This is a genomic window from Streptomyces sp. NPDC014894 (assembly GCF_043080985.1).
GTDB lineage: Bacteria > Actinomycetota > Actinomycetes > Streptomycetales > Streptomycetaceae > Streptomyces.
In genome coordinates this window covers 92,737-112,570 of record NZ_JBIBWD010000001.1, presented here as the reverse complement: position 1 = coordinate 112,570, position 19,834 = coordinate 92,737, and the positions used below count along the sequence as shown (strand labels likewise).

Annotated in this window: 16 protein-coding genes; 4 read left to right on the top strand and 12 right to left on the bottom strand. The window is 73.2% G+C overall.

Features of this window, described 5'->3' with window-relative positions; translation table 11 throughout:
* Positions 1–120: 120 nt before the first annotated feature.
* Positions 121–891: a phosphotransferase gene (locus ACF089_RS00475; protein ID WP_392019817.1), complete on the bottom strand. Its 771-nt coding sequence runs from the start codon at positions 889–891 to the stop codon at positions 121–123.
* A gap of 159 nt (positions 892–1,050) precedes the next feature.
* Positions 1,051–4,692, bottom strand: coding sequence for an AAA domain-containing protein (locus ACF089_RS00470; RefSeq protein WP_392019816.1), 3,642 nt, complete (start codon positions 4,690–4,692; stop codon positions 1,051–1,053).
* A 758-nt stretch (positions 4,693–5,450) separates the two neighbouring features.
* On the opposite strand from ACF089_RS00470, the gene ACF089_RS00465 reads away from it, so the two are divergent.
* On the top strand, positions 5,451–6,329 hold the full coding sequence (locus ACF089_RS00465; RefSeq protein WP_392019813.1) for a hypothetical protein: 879 nt from the start codon (positions 5,451–5,453) through the stop codon (positions 6,327–6,329).
* Between the two features lie 256 nt (positions 6,330–6,585).
* Here ACF089_RS00465 and ACF089_RS00460 read toward each other — a convergent pair whose 3' ends face one another.
* From ACF089_RS00460 to ACF089_RS00435, 6 genes are all read right to left on the bottom strand, one after another.
* The gene (locus ACF089_RS00460) at positions 6,586–8,121 is read right to left on the bottom strand and encodes a hypothetical protein (RefSeq protein ID WP_392019810.1); all 1,536 of its coding nucleotides are present in this window, start codon (positions 8,119–8,121) and stop codon (positions 6,586–6,588) included.
* Positions 8,122–8,389: 268 nt separating this feature from the next.
* Entirely contained in the window at positions 8,390–9,367 is a 978-nt protein-coding gene (locus ACF089_RS00455) for a CHRD domain-containing protein (RefSeq protein WP_392019808.1), read from the bottom strand.
* Positions 9,368–9,730: 363 nt separating this feature from the next.
* The gene (locus ACF089_RS00450; protein ID WP_392019805.1) at positions 9,731–10,465 is read right to left on the bottom strand and encodes an anti-sigma factor family protein; all 735 of its coding nucleotides are present in this window, start codon (positions 10,463–10,465) and stop codon (positions 9,731–9,733) included.
* Positions 10,462–11,028 carry a sigma-70 family RNA polymerase sigma factor gene (locus ACF089_RS00445; protein ID WP_392019803.1) on the bottom strand — a complete coding sequence of 189 codons (567 nt, stop codon included), beginning with the start codon at positions 11,026–11,028 and terminating at the stop codon, positions 10,462–10,464. The genes ACF089_RS00450 and ACF089_RS00445 overlap by 4 nt, the downstream gene beginning before the upstream one ends.
* A gap of 81 nt (positions 11,029–11,109) precedes the next feature.
* A complete protein-coding gene (locus ACF089_RS00440) occupies positions 11,110–12,075 on the bottom strand; it encodes a DUF1996 domain-containing protein (protein WP_392019800.1) in 966 nt (321 codons plus the stop codon).
* A gap of 191 nt (positions 12,076–12,266) precedes the next feature.
* On the bottom strand, positions 12,267–12,707 hold the full coding sequence (locus tag ACF089_RS00435; protein ID WP_392019798.1) for an ATP-binding protein: 441 nt from the start codon (positions 12,705–12,707) through the stop codon (positions 12,267–12,269).
* Between the two features lie 158 nt (positions 12,708–12,865).
* Between ACF089_RS00435 and ACF089_RS00430 the strand changes: the two genes are divergently transcribed.
* From ACF089_RS00430 to ACF089_RS00420, 3 genes are all read left to right on the top strand, one after another.
* Positions 12,866–13,744 (top strand): Scr1 family TA system antitoxin-like transcriptional regulator, encoded by an 879-nt coding sequence (locus ACF089_RS00430; protein ID WP_392019795.1) that lies wholly within the window; start codon positions 12,866–12,868, stop codon positions 13,742–13,744.
* Entirely contained in the window at positions 13,741–13,986 is a 246-nt protein-coding gene (locus tag ACF089_RS00425; RefSeq protein ID WP_392019792.1) for a DUF397 domain-containing protein, read from the top strand. The genes ACF089_RS00430 and ACF089_RS00425 overlap by 4 nt, the downstream gene beginning before the upstream one ends.
* Positions 13,987–14,322: 336 nt before the next feature.
* Complete coding sequence (locus ACF089_RS00420; protein ID WP_392019790.1) at positions 14,323–15,183, top strand: BTAD domain-containing putative transcriptional regulator; 861 nt, start codon at positions 14,323–14,325, stop codon at positions 15,181–15,183.
* 116 nt (positions 15,184–15,299) lie between these two features.
* Here ACF089_RS00420 and ACF089_RS00415 read toward each other — a convergent pair whose 3' ends face one another.
* The 4 genes from ACF089_RS00415 to ACF089_RS00400 form a co-directional block, all read right to left on the bottom strand.
* Positions 15,300–16,232, bottom strand: coding sequence for a class I SAM-dependent methyltransferase (locus ACF089_RS00415; protein ID WP_392019787.1), 933 nt, complete (start codon positions 16,230–16,232; stop codon positions 15,300–15,302).
* Positions 16,233–16,276: 44 nt separating this feature from the next.
* Positions 16,277–17,671: an endonuclease/exonuclease/phosphatase family protein gene (locus ACF089_RS00410; RefSeq protein ID WP_392019785.1), complete on the bottom strand. Its 1,395-nt coding sequence runs from the start codon at positions 17,669–17,671 to the stop codon at positions 16,277–16,279.
* On the bottom strand, positions 17,668–18,684 hold the full coding sequence (locus ACF089_RS00405; protein ID WP_392019783.1) for a glycosyltransferase family 2 protein: 1,017 nt from the start codon (positions 18,682–18,684) through the stop codon (positions 17,668–17,670). The genes ACF089_RS00410 and ACF089_RS00405 overlap by 4 nt, the downstream gene beginning before the upstream one ends.
* A gap of 95 nt (positions 18,685–18,779) precedes the next feature.
* Positions 18,780–19,646, bottom strand: coding sequence for a UbiA prenyltransferase family protein (locus tag ACF089_RS00400; RefSeq protein ID WP_392019780.1), 867 nt, complete (start codon positions 19,644–19,646; stop codon positions 18,780–18,782).
* Positions 19,647–19,834: the final 188 nt, after the last annotated feature.

Below are 19,834 nucleotides of genomic sequence, written 5' to 3'. Positions count from 1 at the left end.
TGGTCAAGGTGCCTGAAAGACTGCCCGATCAGCTGACGCTGGTCGGGCAGTTCGCATGTGGGGACGTCCCGCCGGTGTGGGGTGACGCGGGCGCGGGTCATCAGGGGATCGCGGCTCGGGTCATGACGGGTCGAAGGCGGCGCGCAGGGTGGCGCGGTGGGCGCGGATGTAGTGGATGTCGGCCTCGTAGAGGTCGGTGTGGCCCTCGGCGATATGGCGTTGGAAGGCCGCGTCGCCGTGGGCGGCGCGGGTGCGCATGAGGTCGATGAGGGACTGGATCCGGTCGGGGACGGCGTCGATGACGTCGGGGCCGGCGTCCGTGCCGTACGCGCGGCAGAAGGCGGCGGCGCGGCGGCCCTGGTCGCGCGGGGCGCCGAAGCTCTCGGGGTTGCCGGGGGCGTGGAGCGGGGCGAAGCGGTAGACGGCGTGGGCGAGGTCCCAGACGCGGGGGCCGGGGTGGGCCGCGTCGAAGTCGATGAAGGCGACCGCCGTGCCGTTCCTCACCACGCAGTTGTACGGGGCGGCGTCGCCGTGGCACATCACCTCGGCCGGACCGCGGACGGGGAAGAGCCAGGCGTCGTCGGGGCGCGGCCGGAAGGCGGCGCTCGCGTCGTGGAGGCCCCGCAGGAGCACCGCGGCCGAGGTGAGGAGGGCGGTGGTGCGCAGCTCGGGGGTGAGGGATCCGGGGACCTCGCCGTCGAGGAAGGTGAGCCGCTCGGTGCCGTCGGGGTCGAGTCCGCGCGGCTGCGGCGCGCCGTGGAAGCCCTGGTCGTGGAGGTGCCGCAGCAGCCGGTGGATCGCCGGGGCGGCCGGGGACGCGGGGCGGTGGACGAGGTCTCCGTAGCGGCGGACGGTGTTCACACCGCCGTGGAACTCCTGCCATTCGGTCACGCGCGGCTCGCTTTCCGGGGAGCGGGGGTACGGGGGAAGGGGGCGCGGGTCCGCCGGGCGCGGGTTCTCGGAGTGCGGGTCCGCCGGGCGCGGGTCCTCGGAGTGCGGGTCCGCCGGGTGCGGGACACGGGGTACGGGGCCTCGGGCGCCGGGGCCGGGTCAGCAGCGGCAGGGGTGGGGGAGGCGGGCCGGGGCGAGGGTGCGCATTCTCGTGCGGTCCTCGGGGGAGGTGAGCGGGAGGTCGCGGGCCAGGACGTCGAAGTGCCGGTGGGTGCGCCAGGCGTCGTGGTCGCCCACGACGAACAGGCGTCGACGGGCCCGGCTCACCGCCACGTTCAGCAGATTCGGCGTCGACGCGGCCCAGACGCGCGGGCCCGGCCGGGCGGCCGAGCCGAGGACCAGCAGGACGACGTCCGCCTCCTTGCCCTGGGTCGTGTGGACCGTGCCGATCCGCTCGCGCGGGACCGCCCGGCACAGGCTCCGCGAGAGCCCCGCCACGACATCGCGGAAGGGGCTGACGACGAATATCTCCCCGGGCTCCAGGCCCTGATCCATCAGACGGTGCACGATGACGTTCGCCGCCTCGCCCTCCGCCGGACTCCACTTCCCCTCGGCCGTGCCCGCCGGAACGTGCCACCACACACCGCGCCGCGCCACCGCGTAGTCGTCGGAGCGCGCGACCCCGTGGACCATGAGGCCCTCGTACGCGATCTCGTTGCTGATGCCGAACATCGGTTCGTCACAGCGGCGGTGGACCCGCAGCGGAGATCCGACCCACACCCGGCCCGTCCCGCTGTCGTCCGGCGCGGGCAGCCAGGTGCCGTACGGGTTCAGCCGGTCCGCGACGCGCTGCGCCGAGGTCCGGGAGGGGGACCACTCCTCGTCCACCCCGTACGTCCTGCGCAGTGCCTGCGAGCCGGTGTGCGGGAGGGCGACCACCGGCTCCAGCTGGAGCGGGTCGCCGACGACGACCGCGCGCCGGGAGCGCCACAGGGCGCCGACGGGCATCTGCGCGGTCGCCTGCCCGGCCTCGTCGATCAGGGTCCAGCCGAGCGCGCCGGGGCCGAGGCCCGTGAACATCCGGTCCAGCGAGGCGAAGGTGGTGGAGACGACGGGGACGGCGAGGAAGAGGTTCTGCCAGGCCGCGAGGACGGTCGCCGCGGGGAGGGTGGCGGGGGCGTCGCCGCACAGGACGTCCATGGCCGCGTCCAGGTTCTTGCGCATCCGGTCGGCGGCCCCGAGGAGGAACGCGCGGTGCAGGTCCGTCGCGGCCAGGAAGAGCCGGGTGCGGGCCCGTGTGAACTCCGGGTCCGACCAGGGCGAGGACAGCTCGCGCAGGTCCTCCGGGGTGCGGGCTCCGGGGGCCTCCGCACCGGAAGCACCGGGAGCACCGGGACCGGGGCCGGGACCGCCGGGCGCGCCGGACTCCCCCGCGCCCGGCAGATACGGGCCCCAGCGCCGCGCGGCGTCCGCCGTCGTCCGCTCGACGCCGGCCGCCCGCGCCCTCGCCCCGTCGAGTTCCCCGGACAGCCGGGTGTGCTCCGCGCGGGCCAGGTGCTCGGCCCGCTCCTGTGCCGCGAGCCGCCGGGTGGCGTCCTCGGCGGCGGTACGGGCGTGGCGCACCGCCTCCGTGAGGAGCCGGTGTTCGCTCTCCCAGGTCCGCCGGGCCCCGCCCAGCGAGAACACGACCGCCGGCAGGCCGGGCCGGGTCTCCTCGTGGCGGTCGCGGCGCTCGGCGCGGTCCTCCAGAACGGTCTGGGCCGTCAGACGCTCGGCGCGGGCCCGCGCCAGGGGCTCCCGCAGGGCCCGCAGCGTCCGCCCGGCGGCGTCCACGGCGCGGCCGAGCCGCTCCACGGCGGCCCGGCACTCCTCGTACGCCTCGAAGGCGTCGGCCGCGCGGCCCCGCTCCTCCTGAAGCTCCCGCACGGTCCGGCGGGCCTCGCGGAAGCGGCGTACGGCGTCCCGCCAGTCGGCCGGGGCGGCGCCCTGCGCTGCGGCCCGGCCGAGCAGTTCGCGCATGCCGGGGATCTCCTCGGCGGGAGGTACGGGGCCGGCCCCGGCCGCCCGGTCACGGCCCCGGGCCCGGTTCTTCGGCTTCGGCGGTCCGAACCAGTACGCGTTACGGAACTCCTGCCGGTTCCCCTTGTTGCCCAGCCGGGCCGCGAGCGTGCCCCAGGCCGGCTCGCCGCCGAGCAGCAGTCCGCCCTGCTCGGGGAAGAACGACGCCTCGTCCCGCCACTCGTCCGCGACGGACGCGGCGGCGGGCAGCTCCATGGAGACGTTCTCCACCGCGCCGTTGTTCGCCGACGCGATCACCATCTCGTGGCCGGTGAGTTCGGGCTTGAGCCGCCGCAGGGAGCGGGGGTAGCCGCCGGTGCTCCAGCGCAGCGGGGCGTCCCGGAAGGCGTCGTCGGGGCGGGCCAGCTCCGCGAGGCGTTCGGCGCGCCGGACCAGTACGGCCGCGACCAGGTCGCGCAGCTGGGTGGTCTTGCCGGTGCCGGGCGGGCCGTTGACCGCGTACAGGCCCTCGCCGTCGGCGAGCCGCTCCATGATGGCGTTCACGGCGAACTGCTGGCTCAGTACCAGGGGGTGTTCGGTCCTGGCCGGCCAGCGGCCGAGGGGGAAGCGGGTGGGGTGCACGCCCGCCAGTACGGCCTCGGGGTGCTCGCGCAGATCGACGCGGTCGGCCGTCCGGATCGCGGCGGAGGCGGTCAGATACTCCGTGAGGGCGCGGCCCGGGTCCCGGGCGTCCAGCTTGCGGGCGACGAGGTCGAGGTCGGCGGCGATGAAGCTGTTGAGGAAGTCGGAGCCCCCCGCGCGGCCCGCCTTGCGCTGGGAGACCAGGCGGGTCTGCACTCGTACGGTGTGGGGCCGGAGGTCGTCGGTGACGCCGAAGCGGTCGGCGAGCCAGCGGGTGAGGGCGGAGAGGTGGCGGACGGTGAGGGGGGTGTGGCCGAGGCGGGGGGCGTCGGTGGCCTCGTCGTCGTTGTCGTCGTCGTCGTTGTCGTCGTTGTCGTCGTCTGCGTCGGCTATGTCGGGTGCGTCGTCCGCGTCGGCGGTCCCGGTGTCGGGTACGGCCGTGTCGTGCGGCCGGGCCGCCACGGCGGCGGCCGTGCGGCGGAGGGCCGCGTCGGCGAGGAGGCCGGCCGCCATCTCGCCCAGGACCGGGGCGAGACCTGGTACGAGTGCGCCGCCCACGGTCTCGGCCGCGAGACGGCAGGCGAGCCCGGCGAAGGCGGTCGCGCCGCGCGGGGCGAGGTCGACGATGTCGAGCTTTCCGTCGCCCAGTTGGAGCACCGTGCGCTCGCACTCCCCCGCCTCCTCCTCGAAGCCCTCCAGCCAGGAGCGGGAGCCGGGGCCGGGTTTACGGGCGCGGCCGGTGGCCCAGGCGCAGGCGGAGAAGGTGAGCGAGTCCTGGATCAGGAGGCCCTCGTCGGTGACCTCGAAGGCGAGCATGGCGCTGTCGCCGTCGAGGCGTCCGTCGTGGTCCTCGGCGTCGCCGCCGAAGACGTCGAGGAGGACGTCGCGTACCGAGGCGATGGGGTATACGCCGCAGTAGACGGTGTGCTGGCGGGTCATGGTGGGGGCGATCGGCTGTCTGCGGGACGGGTGGGAGGGGTCCCAGGGGGGGGTGGTGGCGTCGACCGGGTGCATGCCGGTGCGGGGGGCGGGCTTGCCGACCTTCTGGGGGCTGAACATCTCGACCGCGCGCCAGTAGCGCACGATGTTCGCCCTGCGTCCGCGTTCCCCGCGCCCCGGCATTCGGTCCCCGTCCCCCGGCGTCGCCGCCGTCGCTGTCACGCCACGTGGCATCACCCTAACGGGGGGTGGGGGGGCTTGCCGGGGGGCTGGAGGGGGGTGACCGTCCGGTCGGGTTCCTCGGGGGACGGGTCGACCGAGGAGCGCGGGACCTTGCCGGGGCGCTGCCCCGGGCCCCGCTCCTCAATCGCCGGAGGGGCTGAGAATTGACCGCCCCGTCAGGCTCGGATGACCGCCCCGTCAGGCTCCACGGCGCACAGGTCGACCGAGGAGCGCGGGCCCCTGCCGGGGCGCTGCCCCGGACCCTGCTCCTCAATCGCCGGAGGGGCTGAGAATTGACCGCCCCGTCAGGCTCGGATGACCGCCCCGTCAGGCTCCACGGCGCACAGGTCGCCCGAGGAGCGCGGGCCCCCGCCGGGGCCAGCCCCGGGCCCCGCTCCTCAAACGTCGGAGGGGCTGAGAATTGCCTGGGAGAGGCAGGGATGAGGCGTGTCGGAGGGGCTGGGAGTTGACCAGGCGAGGCAGAGATTGACCGCACCGGAGGGGCTGGGAATTGCCCGCGCGGGGCTGGGAATTGCCCCGGGTGGAGAGTGGGGCGACCTGGGGAGGAGGAGGGCTCCGTCGGGGGGTGGAGGGGGGTGGGGCTGGGGGTGGATGTGGGTGGGGGGAGGGCGGGGGAGCGTGGGGGGATGGAGAGAGTGAGAAGGACTCAGGGTGTGCGGGGACGGCTGTGCTGGGTGACGGTTGGAGCGTGTGTGCCGTATGTGGGGTTGAAGGCGGTGTGGTTGGCGGGTGGGGATGTGGGGTTGAGGGGAGCGGCGCGGGAGGAGATGCACGGGGCGGCGTTTCGGGCGGCGAACGCGGTGACGTTGGGGATGGAGCTGGTCGCGGTGGTGGTCGCCGTGGCGTTCGCGTATCCGTGGGGGCGGCGGCTGCCGGCGTGGGCGGTGCTGGGGCCGATGTGGGTGGGCGCGGGGCTGCTCGGGCCGATCCTGCTGGGGGTTCCGCTCGGGATGGCGATCCAGAGCGCGGTGGGCGGCTCGGCGGTGCCGGACGGTGACGGCGGGGGCGCGGGGCCCGAGTTGAGCGGGTGGGTGTTCGGGGTCGTGTACGGGGGGTTCACCGTGCAGGCGGTGACGCTGATCTGGGCGTTCGCGCTGTACGCCCGGGACCGCTGGCCCACGGCCTTCGTATCCCGGGCCCACGGAACGCCTGACGGGAAGCCCCAGGCCGCCACCCGGGCCTTGCAGCTCCTCCTCGTCCGGGGCGCGTCCCTCGTCGCCGCCGTCGCCGGAGTCGCGCAGATCGTTCAGGCGCTCGGGGGCGACGGCTCGCTGACGGCGGCGCAGCGGACCTTCGTGTGCGTCGGCGGGGTGGTGGCGCTGTGCGGGACGGCCGGGGCGCTGCGGCTGGTACGGGGGCGGGGGCCCGGGCGTTCGGCGCCGGCCCTGGCGGCGGCCTGGGTGGGTACGGGGCATCTGCTCGCGGGCGGGGTCTTCGCCTCGGGCGTGGGCGGGGTCGCCGGCGCGGTGTCGGTGTTCGGCGGGTGCGCCGGGCTGCTGCTCGCCGTGGCGTGTCTGCTCACACTCCTGGAGAGCGACCGGGACGGCGAGCGGGACGGCGACCGGGACGGCGGCCCGCGCCCCGGACTCGCGCCGCCCCCGGGAGCCTTGTACTAGTCCTATGGCATATGTGGGCGGATGGAGCACACGGGAATCGATTCTGCGGGTGCATGTCCGCGCCGCCCGGGCGTGAGAGGACGTGCCGGGGCGCGGCCGGGCTTAGACAGCGGGCATGGACGATCCCTTCGCCTTCGCCCCGATCACGGCCCCCGGCGAACCCCGGAAACAGAACGAGAATCGGAACAAGAATCAGAACGAGGAACAGAGCACGGATCAGAGCACGGACCGGGACGGGCACGAGGCCCGGGAGCCGTCACGGGCTGCGCACGACACCCCGTGCCCGCCGCAGCACGGCAGCGGCCTGCGGCTGCCGCCGGAAGGCGCGCAATGACGCCCCCAGCTGGGTCAGAGCCTGGTCCGCCGGGGCCGAGCGCAGGCTCGGGTAGTGGTCGAGGAAGGCGTGCCAGTGCACGCAGGACTCCTCCAGCCGGCCGAGCGGCAGCAGCGTCTCGGCGAGCCGCGCCCGGGTGAGCGCGAGCGGCCGGTGGCGGTCGTCGGCGCGGGCCTCGGCGGCGACGGTCAGGGCCTGCGCCGCCTGGGCCGTGTCGCCGAGGGCGCTGAGCGCCTGCCCCCGCTGGAAGTCGAGTCCGGGCCGGGGGTAGGCGTCGAACGGTCCGCCGGGGCTCGTGGCCCGGTCGTGCTGGATCTCGGCGGTCCGCAGGTCGTTCACGGCCTCGCGCCGGTGGCGGGCGTAGGCGTGGACGACGGCCCGCTGGCTCAGCAGGAACGCCCGGGTCGACGGATCCGCCCCCGGCCCCGCCGTGTCGATCGCGGCCTCGGCGAGATGCCAGGCGTGTTCGCGGAATCCGAGGTGCAGCGCCTGGAGGCTCATCGCGCGCAGGGTGATCGCGTACAGCCTGCGGTCGTCGGCCTCGCGGGCGAGGTCCAGCGCGGCGGTGAAGTAGCGCTGGGCGAGGCTGGGGCTGCCGGCGTCCATGCTCATCCTGGCGAGCAGATGGGCGAGTTGCGCCGCGCCCGTGAACAGCTCCCGGCGCAGCTCCGGGGTCCCCTGGGCGGTGAGCAGCCGGACGGTGTCCTCCGCCAGGTAGGCGGTCAGCGCGGAACGGGCGTGGGCGCCGCCGTGCCGCTCCATGAGGTCGGCGAAGACGGCGGTCATCCGGTGCAGCCGCGCCACGGCTTCGGGGGTCGCCCGGCGGCGCCCGCCGCGCGTCGGCGGTACGGACAGCCCGTGCTCGCGCGGGTTCCAGGCGGGCGCGGCGGTCGCGGCGAGGCTGTACGCGGTGCTCGCCAGGCGGGCCCGGCGTATGGGCACGGCGTCGGCCCGGCACAGCTCGGCCAGCCGTACGACGACGTTCCCGCCGGGCGTGACACCGCCGAACAAGGGACCTTCCAGCGCAAGACCGCCGGACGTCAGACCGCCGGACGTCAGACCGCCGGACGCGGGACCACCGGCCGGGAGGCCCTCGGACGCGGGACCGTCGACCGGGAGACCCTCGACCGCCGGACCTCCCGACGGAAGCCCGCCCGCCCCGAGACCCTCCGACGCCAGACCTCCGGCCGGAATCCCGTTCCCCTCCCTCAGCAGCCCCGTCTCCTCCGCCGTCACCAGCCGGCCCGCGCCCCGGCTCAGCGCCGACGCCGCCAGCTCCGGGATCGGGGGCCGGGGGCGGGAGCCGGTCAGCCAGTGGGCGACCGACGAGCGGTCGTAGGTCAGCGAGAGGCCCTGCGCCGCGCCCAGGTCGTTGATCGCGCGGGCGAGCTTGGCCGGGCCCCAGCCCGCCTCGTGGAGCAGGGCGGCCAGTCGCGGGTTGGGGTGCTGGCGTGCCATGGGGTCTCTCTTCCTCGGCGGTCGTCGAGGCGGCCGAGGACGCGCCCGTCGGGCCGACGCCCGCCCCCAAGGAATCGCCGACCGACCCTCCCGTCAAGGGTTCTCGCCGATGCCGGGCCCGCCGGGCCTCGTCCGTCCACCGGCACGGGATGCGGAAAACACGCCCGGAGGGCGGAGGGCATCGCCGGTACGGGGCCGAAGCGCGGCCGGCACAGACACACCGGCGGGGCTTCGGCCGAGGTGGGCCGGACCGTCGAGGAGACGGCCGTCAGCGGAAGAGCTGACCTCGTACGGCCCCGTCCGGGAACTCCTGCGTACGCACATTGGCGTAGAAACCACTCGCACCGGAGCTGAGCCCGCGCAGCAGCCCCGCGTCCTTCGCCTGAACCTCGCCGGAGAGCGCGAACACGTTCCGCGGCACCGGGGAGGTGAAGAGCGGCACCGCCGCCGGGCCGTTGCGGCCGAGCGCGCCCCGGTGGACGTGGGCCGAGGACGGCGGCGCGAGATTGACCCAGGCCATCGAGTAGCCGAGCGACGCGCGCCCGGGGTGCAGGAAGGTGACGGCGTGTCCGTCCGGATCCCCCACGGCCCGGACGTCGCCGATCGGGACCGCCTGCCCGCCCGAGGCGTGTCCGCGCAGCTGGCCGCCCTTGACGAAGCTCAGCGGATTGACCCGTTCGGCGAGCGGTTCGAGCTGGGCGCGGAGGGCGCCGCCGGGGAACTCGGCGTTCTGGAGGCTGACGTAGAACTCGCGCGGACTGGTGCGCAGTTCCTCCGCGAGGTCCGCGTCGATGAGGGTGGTCTGCCCGGCCGCGGAGTGCACGCCCTCGGGCATCGGGGAGGTGAAGAGGCCCACGGCCGGCTCGCCGTTGGTCCCGGGCGCGCCCCGGTGGATATGGGCGAGGGTCGGCGTGGAGACGCCCTCCCAGCTGAACGCGAAGGTGATCCGGTTGTCCCTGATCTTCACCAGGGCGGTCGCTCGGCCGTCCCGGTCGCCCACGTCCTCGCCCCGCGGCCCCCGCACCGGCTGGGCGCCGTCCAGCCGTGCCACCAGCGAGGCCCGGTCCTCGGGCCGGTCCTCCAGCGCCTTGCCGGTCACCGGGTGCGTGGGCGCTCCGGCGGGGCTGGGCGTGCTCTGTACGGGCTCCGCGCCCGCGCCGCCCGCGCTGTCGGCGGGCGGTGCGGCGGATACACAGGCGACCACGGCGAGGGCGACGGCGGGGCCGGTCGAGAAGAGTCTGCGCATCTTCTTCGTCCTTTCACGGACGGTACGAGAGTGAGAGTCAGGGTGAGAGTGCGTTCCTGAGCGGGGCCAGCATGAGGCCGGCAGGTGAGGTGGAGATGAGAGCCGGGACGAAAGCTGAGGCGGTACGGGTACGGAATCGGGCCCCTCGGTCCGGACCCTCGGTCCCCGACAACCGGTTCACGTTCCCCGCGCCCGTCCGGTTCACCACCCGCCCGACGGCCGGACATCCTCACCGGAGCGGGAACGAGGGCCGGACATCTTCACCACGGCCGGAACGGCGGCCCGTTCGGCACAAGCATCACAAGCGAAACAAGCAACATAAACAGCACGAACGGCACAAGCGGCATAGGAACCATGGAAAGTTCATGAAGGGACATCGGTCTCATAGGTCATCGACGCCGCCACATATCTCTTCCCCGACGCGCTCTCCACCACGATCTCCGCGACGTCGTCCCGCGCCACCGCCGCCGAGCCGTCCAGATTGGCCCCCTTCTCCGCGCTGCCCACCAGCCAGCTCCCCGCGACCACCCGTTCCCCGTTCCTGGCGACGACGACCAGCAGACACCGCTCCCCCGCCGGGACCCCGCTGACGGCCGCGTTGAGCCGGACCCAGTCCGCCGCCGGGGTCATCCGCACCACCAGCCGCGCCCCGGTGCGCGGGTCCTTCGCCGATGTCACCACCGTGCCGGCGGGCTGCGGGGCGGCGGTCGGCGAGACCGTCACCGTGGGCCGGGCGGCGGGCGGGGGCCCGCCCGTCGTCCGGCCCACCGCGTATCCCCCGCCGAGCACCGCCGCCGTCGCCACCACCGCGACGGCGGCCAGCGCGAGTCTTTGGCGCCACTCGGCCGAACGGCGTTCCTCCCGGGCCCGGCCCAGCGTTCGGTGGAGCAGCAGATCGCCGCCGTCCGGCGGCCCGTCGAGGAAGGCCTCGGGCGGCACCTCGCCGAGCCGGGCCTCCCACTCCCTCAGTACAGCGACCTCATCGCGACATTCCTGGCAGACCCGGACATGCGATTCGACGGCCCTTTCCTCCCGCTCGTCCAGAACGCCGAGCACATAGGCTCCGAGCAGTTCGCCGTCATGCCGCTGGGGGCTCACGCAGCCGCCTCCTTCACCACGACCGGCTTCGCCGCTCTGGGATTCTCGGTGTACAGCTCTCTCAGGGCCTTGAGCGCATAGTGTGAACGGGATTTGACGGTTCCGGCCGGTATTCCCAGAGTCTTGGCCGCCTCCGCCACGGTGCGCCCATGGAAGTAGATCTCCATGAGCACCTCGCGATGGTCCGGCGACAGTCTCCCGAGAGCCTCCATCACCAGCACCGAGTCCACCACGGACTCCGCGTGATCCTTTTCCACCGGCCCATTGGTGTGGGACTCCGCCACTTCGGTGGGGCGGGCCTTTTTGGCGCGGAATCGGTCCGTGACGATGTTACGGGCCACGGTGAGAAGCCAGCCTCGCACCGATCCCTTCCCATTGGCCAGCGCGTCGGGATGTTTCCAGGCCCGGATCAACGTCTCCTGAACGACGTCCTCGGCCGTGCTGCGATCTCCCGTCAGCCGCTGCGCGTAGGCCAGCAGAGCCCGGCCGTGTTCCTCGTAGAGAGCCCTAATCAGCACTTCGTCACTCGTTCTCTGCCGAGTGCGGGACCACAGGGCCGCCATCCACTCACTCCGTCCTCTGCTGGGCCGATGCGGTCAACACGGCCCGCCGGCGGCGGCGGTTCACGGGCCGGTTTGGCCGAATCAGGGTGTGGGGCGGCAGCGCCGACCCTCGTTGAGGCAGGCCACCAGCCGGGCCTGTCGGCGCTCCGTCATGACATTGATGAACATCGCGTGGTCCGTCTTGGGATGGCGCTTCTGCCGGGGAAAGGAGTCGACGGCGAACGGCGTCGACGGCGGCAGATCGTACGTGAGGGTGATCCGCAGCCGCGGCACGGCGAAGGTGCGCGGCGGGCAGGCCCCGTCCGGTCCGGGGAAGGCCACATGGGCGCGATGCCCCTCGCTGTCGGTGTGGAGGCCGTTCCAGCAACTGGGGAAGTCGAGCGTACGGGTGGGGCCCAGACCGGCCGGGCAGCGCGGGTACTCGACGGCGAAGCGGTCCGGGTGGCCCGCGCAGCCCCATTGCGCCCGGACCTGTCCGTCCCCGTTGGTCAGAGCCTGCGGATCGCCCGTGATCATGCGCAGGAAGCGGGGCATGGGGATCACCTTGCCGGCCGGACTGCCGTGGTACTCCACGCGCACCGAGGACGGCCGGAGGATCTCCCCCGCGTTGCCGTGCCGTCCGCCCCCGTGGGCGTCGGCGTCCGTCCCCGCCCGGTCGAGGCGGCGCAGCACCGGCCAGTAGTACGCCGACCGGTCGCCGTCCTCGCAGGTGGTCCCGGCGGCGGCGAGGCTCCGGTCGGTGGAGAGGGCATTGGTCGACACATTGCCCACATAGTCGTGTGTGTGGTGAGCCCCGCCCACGAGTCCGGGCGAGGTCACCACATTGTCCGTGTTGTAGTGCCCTTTCTCATTGCGTCCGCATTCCACGGTGAAAGTCCCGGCGGAAGCGTCTGGGCCCTGCGGCGGCTCGACGGAGAACGGGATACTCGCCAAGTCGACATATTCTCCGGCCTTCGGTGCGGAGCCGCTCTCCGTCGCGCGCACCGCGACGATCCCCCCGACCACCAGAAACAGACAGAAGGTCAATAGCAGCGGTGGGGACTTCATCAGCACAGCTCCGCAGGCGCAGAGTTTCTTCAACACAGGTCAAGAATCCCAGTGCGGACCGGCATCTTCAATATCGGCGCACTGAATCGTTCACGCTTTTGACCAGGTCCGACCATCATCTGTTTCCACCCGAATTCACCGACTGTCGCCCGGTTGACGCGCGCCGGCCGCAGGGCGGCGGGGCGGGCGGCTCAGAGATCGACTTCGGCGCGTACGGTCTTGCCGACGGGGACCCGGTCGGTCACCGACCAGCGGTCCGCGAGGGCCGCGACCAGCACCATGCCCCGTCCGCTCTCGGACTCGGGGGCGGGTACGGGGATCTCGCCGGGGCAGGGCGGGCGGACCTCGCCCCGGGTGTCGGAGACCTCGACGCAGAGGGTGCCGGGGCCGAGGAGGAGCCGCAGTTCGAAGTCGCGGCCGGGGACCTTGCCGTGCGTCGCCGCGTTGGCGGTGAGTTCGCCGACGATGACGGAGACGACGTCGGACACGTCGGTGTCACGGGCCACGCCCCAGTCGGCGAGCTGCCCGACGGCGGCGAGACGGGCGGTGCGGGCGCCGAGGCGGGTGGCGGCGAATCGCCGCACGAACACACGTACGGTGACGGCCTGCTGGGGCGAAGTGGGGGTTCTCATGCGCCCAATGTGGCGGGATTCCAGCCGCTTCCTCCAGGCCAGAGCCGTGTACTGCAAGTCAGCGTACATGCGCGGAGGGTAGACAGTATCCATAACAGCCCGTAACGATGGCCGCGTTCGAAGTGCAGGGCGGGACGGGTGCGCGGGAGGTGTCCGGGATGACGGACGGCACGAGTGGTACGGACGACGAAGCGGAGGCCGTCGCGTGCGGCTCGACCTCGGTCGGCGGAGAGCCGGAGTCGTCGGACAGCATGCGGACGTTCGGCGCGGTGGTGTCGGCGCTGCGCGAGCACCACGGCTACTCGCGGGAGGAGTTCGCGCCCCTGGTGCGGTACTCGCGCCATACGGTCGTCTCGATCGAGCTGGGCCGGCGGATGCCGGACAAGCCGTTCATCGAGCGGGCGGAGGAGCTGCTCGGCAACACGGGGGCGCTGCGGAAGTCCGTCGAGCATCTCTCCCGGCAGCCGGGCCTCGCGGCCTGGTTCCGGCAGTGGGCCCGGCTGGAGGGGAAGGCGATCAGTCTCAATACGTACGAGTGCCGACTGATCCCGGGGCTGCTCCAGACCGAGGCGTACGCGCGGACGTTGTTCGTGAACCAGCTGCCGCCGCTGGGCGCACGGCAGATCGAGACCCAGCTCAAGGCCCGGCTGGAGCGGCAGCGGCTGCTGCGGGAGCGCGAGAACACCGCGTACAACTTCATCCTCGAAGAGCAGCTCTTCCATCGGTGCATGGGCGGCGCGGAGGTCACCCGGGACCTGATCGACCATGTCCTCGACCTCGCCCAGCTCTGGAACATCGAGGTCCAGCTCATGCCCCTGGTACGGGAGAGTCATGCCGGGCTGGACGGGCCGATGCAGCTGCTCGAAACGCCGGAGAACCGCTGGTACGCCTACTGCGAGGGACAGGAAAGCGGGCTGCTCATCTCCGAGCCCAAGGTGGTCAGCATGCTCCAGATGCGGTATGCCAGGATGCGTTCGCAGGCTCTCTCCTTTGAAGACTCCGTGAGCCTGTTGCAGCGGATCCGAGGAGCACTATGAGCACGACTCACCTGTCCTGGTTCAAGAGCAGCTACAGCAGCGGCGGCTCCGGAGACTGCGTCGAGGTGGCGCTTTCCTGGCACAAGTCCAGCTACAGCAGCGGCTCGGGCGACGACTGCGTCGAGGTCGCCGCCTGCCCCGGCACCGTCCACGTCCGGGACTCCAAGGTCGAGCAGGGACCCCAGCTCGCCCTCTCCCCCACCGCGTGGACCGGCTTCGTCTCCTACGCCGCCCAGCACTGAGCCACCCCCGCACCACCACACCCCCGTGCCCCGCACCGGACCTCTCCGGAGCGGGGCACATCCATGTCCGGGGCCATGTCCGGGGAGGGGGCTTTCCGCCGACTCGTCTTGAACGGGCTGAACGAAACCGTCTGCACCCATATACCCTTGACAGTTTTTCTGGTCTACACCAGGCTTCCCTTTGTGCTCTTTGAGTCAACTCCAGCCCCACAGGCGGGCCTTCGGCGTTTTCAGGGCGACGGGGTGGGGGCTGTGGAGGCGCTGAGCAGCTTCATCGGGGGGATCGGGGGATCGGTTCAGATGACTGCTTGAAAGAAACAGACTGGGGTAGCTGCTGTGCTCTTTCATGTTCTCGGCCCGCTACAAGTCGCCGTCAAGGGGACTCCGGTCCCCGTTGGGGGCAGGCGATCACAGATAATTCTGGCCATTCTGGCGCTGGAGGCCAATTGGGCTGTTCCACTCGACCGGCTGGTCGACGCGGTGTGGGGCTCCTCGCCCCCGGCGAGCGCCCGGACACAGATCCGGATCTGTGTCTCCGCACTGCGCAGGGCCATCACGGAGGCCGGGGCTCCCGGCCTGATCGAGACACACCCCTCCGGGTACCGGCTGCGGCTGGGCCCGGGGGAGCTGGACTCCGCCGTCTTCGAGGAAGAGGTGGCACAGGCCCGGACACTGGCGTCCGAGGGTCTGGCCGCCGAGGCCGTGACGGAACTGCGCCGGGCGCTCGGCCGGTGGACCGGTCCGGCGCTCGCCGGGCTCGACTGCCCGGCCGTGGAGTCGGGCGCGCGCCGATTAGAAGAGGGCCGCTTACGGGCGATCGAGCAGCGGGTGCGGCTGGAGCTGGATCTCGGACGGCACGAGGACCTCGTGGGGGAACTGGCCGAGCTGGTGCGGGAACACCCCTTCCGTGAGCATCTGCACGCCCAGCTCATGCTGGCCCTCTATCGGTCGGGGCGGACGGCCGAGGCGCTGGCCGTCTACCGCAAGGTGCGCTCGGATCTCGCCGACGAACTCGGCGTCGACCCGGGCGCGGAGCTGCGCGGACTGGAACAGGCGATCCTCCTCGGGGTCGAGAACGTGACCGGGGGCCGGGCCCCGGCGCGGTGGCCCCAGCTCCCGGTGGGCACTCCGATCCGGGGTCCCAGGGATCCGCACCGGACGGCTCAGGACCACCAGTCCGTGAGCGGTCTGCGCTAGCGCGCCCGGCGGGGACGCCGGAGCCGGCCGGACGGGGGATCCCCTGTCCGGCCGGCGGGCGCCGGGTGGATCCGGCGGTGCGGTGCGCGAGGTGGGCGGGGTGGACGGTGTGCGGGTCAGGCCGCGTGCCGCCACCAGAAGGAGCCCGGGTCGAAGTGCTGGGTGACGCCGATCCGCCGCCAGAGCGGGTCGAGGATCCGGCGCAGTTCCGGATCGGCGTGGATGAAGGCGTTGGGGAGTTCCACGTCGAAGCGCTGGGGCGCGGCCGTCATCATCGCGGCGAGCAGATACTGCTCCGAGTAGTGCCGCCACCGCCAGGACTCCGGGTAGTCCGCGGGGAGCATGATGTCGTGGACATGGACGAGGACTCCGGGCTTGAGCCGGGGCAGCAGCTCGAAGAAGAACACCATGACGTCCGAGCCCATGTGCAGCCGGTGCGAGCCGTCCAGGAAGAGGACGTCCCCCGGCTCCAGCTCCTCGAAGACCCTCAGATCCGCGTTCTGGAGCGGCACCCGCTCGACCCGGTCGCAGAGATGGTCGATGCCCGCCCGGGGCTGGGGGTCGATGGAGATGATCTGGGTGGCCAGGCCCAGATCGTCGATGGCCCGGCGGGCGAATTTGGTCGAGTTCCCCGAGCCCACCTCCAGATAGCGGGCCGGGCGCTCGGAGGCGAGGAATCCGTACAGCGAGAGCGCGTCCAGCGGGGAGAGCCAGGTGTTGCCCCAGTACGCGGTGGAGGCCTTCTCCACACCGCGCAGGGGGATCCGGGCCAGCCGGTCGGTGTGGTCGAGGAAGCCGCGCAGCCGGTCGGCGTACCGGTCCCGGTTCTTCTCCAGCAGCTCGCGCACCTCGGTCAGCTCGGCGCGCGGCTCCGGGGTCACCACATGGTCCATGAAGACCGGCTTGGCCAGCCCGAACGCCCACATGACCATGCCGAAGGCCAGCGGCTTGCGCTGCTCCAGCCGGTTCAGCGAACGGCGCAGCACCGGCGCGCGCTCCAGCAGGGTGCGGGAGGGCTCGGGGGCGGTGGCGGAGGACTGCTTGTGCAAGGCGATGCTCCTTTTCGGTGGGTGCGGGCACGTCGGCGGGCGGCTCAGTGCTTCAGCGAGAGCCACAGGTCCTGCATGCGGTGTTCGGAGATGCCGTCGGTCGGGCGGAAGTCGTAGCGGTGGACCTGGACCGGTCCTTCGGTGAAGGTCCAGTCCAGCCGCCACAGCGGGTACGACCGGTGGAGCGCGGCGTTCCCCTCGAAGTCCGCGCGGGCGGGGAACTTCCAGCTCAGGGGGAGGAAGTCGGTGTTCGCGCGGATGGCGTCGTCGGCGCGGTCGCGCAGCCGGGCCAGCTCGCGCATGGAGGCGGTGGAGTTGAAGTCCCCGGAGACGAGCACGGGGTGGGGATTGTCTGCCAGGTCCCGTTCCAGGCCACGGAACTCCTCCTGCCGCCAGGCGAACTTCCTTCGGAAGTACGCGTCGAAGTCAAAACCGGAGAACGGATCGAGGTCGAGCGCGAGCTGAACGGTGATGTGGACGTTGTAGACGCTCAAGATCCTTTCCCCGACGCGCAGGTCCGTACGCATGACCTTGTCCCGGAGGAAGACCCGCTCGAAGGGAGCGTCGGCGGCGAGGTCGGCCCCGGGGCCGACCGGGGGGCGGGCGACGATCGGGAATCGGGAGAGGGTGAGGAGTTCGCCGCGCCGGGCGATGTGGTGGTCGGGGAACTCGGCGCGGAGCCGGGCGTCGTCGTCGAGCCGGAAGTAGCCCTTCTCGCCCCGGCCCGCCGTCCAGCCGATGTGCTCCTGGAGGAGGTAGACGTCCGCCTTCTGCCGGTGCAGCAGCGCGTAGAGCTTGTCCGTCCCGGCGGTCTGGCCCCAGTACTGGGTGTTGAGCGAGACGATGTGCAGCGCCCCGGGGGGCACCGGGCGCTCGCCGCGCCAGAGCGCCGGCCAGTTGAGCCCCGAGCCGGTGGTGAGCCCGAGCAGCAGGGCGGCGAGGGCGGCGCCGGCCGCCCAGGTACGGCGCCGGCCGCAGGCGGCGGCCGTGGCGAGGAGCAGCAGGGCGGGGACGGCGACCAGGAAGAGGGGCGGGGCGGCGTCCAGCGGGATGGCCCAGTGCCACCGCCCGCTGAGCAGCCACCGTACGACGGCGTACAGCAGCCAGGCGGCGACGAGCACGAGGAGGACCCGGCCGTACCAGAGCCGGAGGGCGCGGGCGGTGGGGTGGGGGTGGTGCTCGGGGGCGGGGCTGTCGCCGGGGGGCCGTGCGCCGGGGCGGGGCGGGGCCCCGGGCCGGTCCTCGGGCGCGGGTCCGTCGCCGGGCGCGGGTCCGTCGCCGGGCGCGGGTCCGTCGCCGGGCGCGGGTCCGTGGGCGGGCGCGGGTCCGTGGGCGGGCGCGGGTCCGTGGGCGGGCGCGGGTCCTCTCCCGGGGCGGGGTTCGTCGGCGTCGGCCGGTGCGGGCCGTTTCTCGGGGAGGGCCGGGCGGGGGGCCGTCATGGGGTGCCCGCGGGGGCGAGGGGCGGGGCGTAGAGGCGGCGGAAGCGGCGGCTGACGGCGTACTGCGCGAGCCCCGCCGCCAGGCCGGCCACCACCACCGCGTTCACCAGCAGATGCGCCAGCGTGAACCGCAGCAGGAAGACGGCGCCGCGCTCGCGCCGTACGAAGCCGTACTGGCCCAGGTCCGCGAGGACGAACCCGGCGAGCGCGAGCGCCGAGACGGCCGCGGCCGGGGGCCACCAGGGGGTGAGCGGCAGGGCGGCCAGGGCGAGGGCCGCGAGGACGGAGGCCGCGGCCCGGCCGCCGGTCTCCATCCCGCGCATCGCCCGGCCCCGGTCGAGATAGAACGGCACCCGCAGCCTGCTGCGGACGAACGCCTTCCGCAGCAGCGGGCGCAGCCGGCTCTCGTCGGAGAGCCGGCCCCGTATCCGCGAGGTCAGCAGCAGCGGGAAGCGCGCGGCGAGCCGCTCCGCGTGGTCGATCTCCTCGGTCTGCCGCAGGGCGGGATTGAACCAGCCGGCCTCCTCGAAGGCGGCCCTGCGGACCGCGCCGAGAGCGTAGAAGCCGCCGCTGACCAGCCCTTCGGCGCTCTTGCGCCAGTAGTGGTACTGGAGGATGCGGTACTGCCCCACGAAGCCCTCGGGGAACAGGGGCTCCTTGTCGGGGATGCCGAACACCGCCCCGTAGTCCGGGTGTTCGGCGAAGAGCGCGACCGCCTCGGCGACCGCGTCCGGGTGCATCGTGAGATCGGCGTCCAGGAAGAAGACGATCTCGCCGCTGCTGTGCCGTACGCCGAGATTGCGGGTGGCCCCCGGGCCGCCGTTGCGCTCCGCGCGGATCAGGGTGACGGGGTGGGCGGCGGCCAGGGCGGCGGAGTCGTCGGTGCTGGCGTCGTCGACGACGACCACTTCCACCTCGGGGTAGGTCTGGGCCAGTACGGAGCGCAGACAGAGATCGACGGTCCGGCGGTCGTTGTACAGGGGGACGACCACGGAGACGGTGGGGTCATGCATGTGCGTCCTCTTCGGGCTCGGGAGGGCGGGGCGGCAGGGGCGGCATGGTCGGGGCTCCGGCGGGGGCCGGGGGCGGGGCGGTGGTCCGGACCTGGTCAGACCGTCTGGCAGACGAGGAGCAGACCGCCCCAGAGCGCGGAGTTGGCGATCATCACCCGGTCGAGCAGCAGGGTCCGTACGGGATCCCCGCCCTCGCTGTGCACGATCACGATCTGGAGGTACCGGAAGAGCGCGAACAGCGCGCAGGGGGCGGTGAGCAGGGCGACGGTGGCGAAGCCGGACTCGGAGCGCAGATAGAGGAGATAGCCGACCATCGTGAGGGCCGAGCAGAGCACCAGGACGAGATCCAGGAACTGCGCCGAGTACCCCGCGAGGGCCGGGCGGTGTCCGGTGCCCGAGACGCCGATCTCATGGCGGCGCTTGCCCAGGATCAGCAGCAGACAGAGCGTCAGCACCGTCATCACGAGCCAGCCCGCGACGGGCCGGCCGCTGGCGGCGTATCCGCCGAGCAGCCGCAGGACGAAGCCGGTCGCCACCGTGAACACGTCCAGCAGCGGCAGGTGTTTGAGCTTCCAGCTGTACGCGGCGTTCAGCGCGAGGTACACCAGCATCGGCCAGGCGGCCGCGCCGAGCGCCAGCAGCGCCCAGGCCAGCAGCACGGTGAGCGCTCCGGCCAGCACGACCGCGCTCCGGATCCGCATCCGGCCCGCCGCCAGCGGGCGGTGTCTCTTGACCGGGTGCCTGCGGTCCCGTTCCACGTCCGCGATGTCGTTGACGATGTACACCACCGCCGACGTCAACACGAACGCCACCATCGCCAGCCCGACCCGCACCACCCCCTGCCAGTCCCCGACCGCCCCCACCAGCGGCAACGGCACCACCAGCAGATTCTTCGGCCACTGTCCCGGCCGGGTGAGCGCGAGCGCGGCGCGGAGGGCGGGCGCGCGCCCGGCCCTCGGCACAGGCGTGGACTCGGCCGCGTGGCCGAGACCGGGACCGGGAGCGGGAGCGGGAGCAGGAGCGGAAGCAGGCGCGGGCGGGGGCGACACAGCGAGGACAGGGCCGGGCACAGCACCCGGCGCGGGCGGGACGCCGTGAGGCGGCGAGGGGGGCGCACCGCGCGGGGTGGGAGGAGGAGGGGTGGGTGCGG

Bases quoted from the DNA above. Each gene is read 5' to 3' on its own strand.
- ACF089_RS00460 (WP_392019810.1), bottom strand. From the start codon at position 8,121: ATGGCACGCCAGCACCCCAACCCGCGACTGGCCGCCCTGCTCCACGAG.
- ACF089_RS00455 (WP_392019808.1), bottom strand. From the start codon at position 9,367: ATGCGCAGACTCTTCTCGACCGGCCCCGCCGTCGCCCTCGCCGTGGTC.
- ACF089_RS00445 (WP_392019803.1), bottom strand. From the start codon at position 11,028: ATGGCGGCCCTGTGGTCCCGCACTCGGCAGAGAACGAGTGACGAAGTG.
- ACF089_RS00440 (WP_392019800.1), bottom strand. From the start codon at position 12,075: ATGAAGTCCCCACCGCTGCTATTGACCTTCTGTCTGTTTCTGGTGGTC.
- ACF089_RS00435 (WP_392019798.1), bottom strand. From the start codon at position 12,707: ATGAGAACCCCCACTTCGCCCCAGCAGGCCGTCACCGTACGTGTGTTC.
- ACF089_RS00430 (WP_392019795.1), top strand. From the start codon at position 12,866: ATGACGGACGGCACGAGTGGTACGGACGACGAAGCGGAGGCCGTCGCG.
- ACF089_RS00425 (WP_392019792.1), top strand. From the start codon at position 13,741: ATGAGCACGACTCACCTGTCCTGGTTCAAGAGCAGCTACAGCAGCGGC.
- ACF089_RS00410 (WP_392019785.1), bottom strand. From the start codon at position 17,671: ATGACGGCCCCCCGCCCGGCCCTCCCCGAGAAACGGCCCGCACCGGCC.
- ACF089_RS00405 (WP_392019783.1), bottom strand. From the start codon at position 18,684: ATGCATGACCCCACCGTCTCCGTGGTCGTCCCCCTGTACAACGACCGC.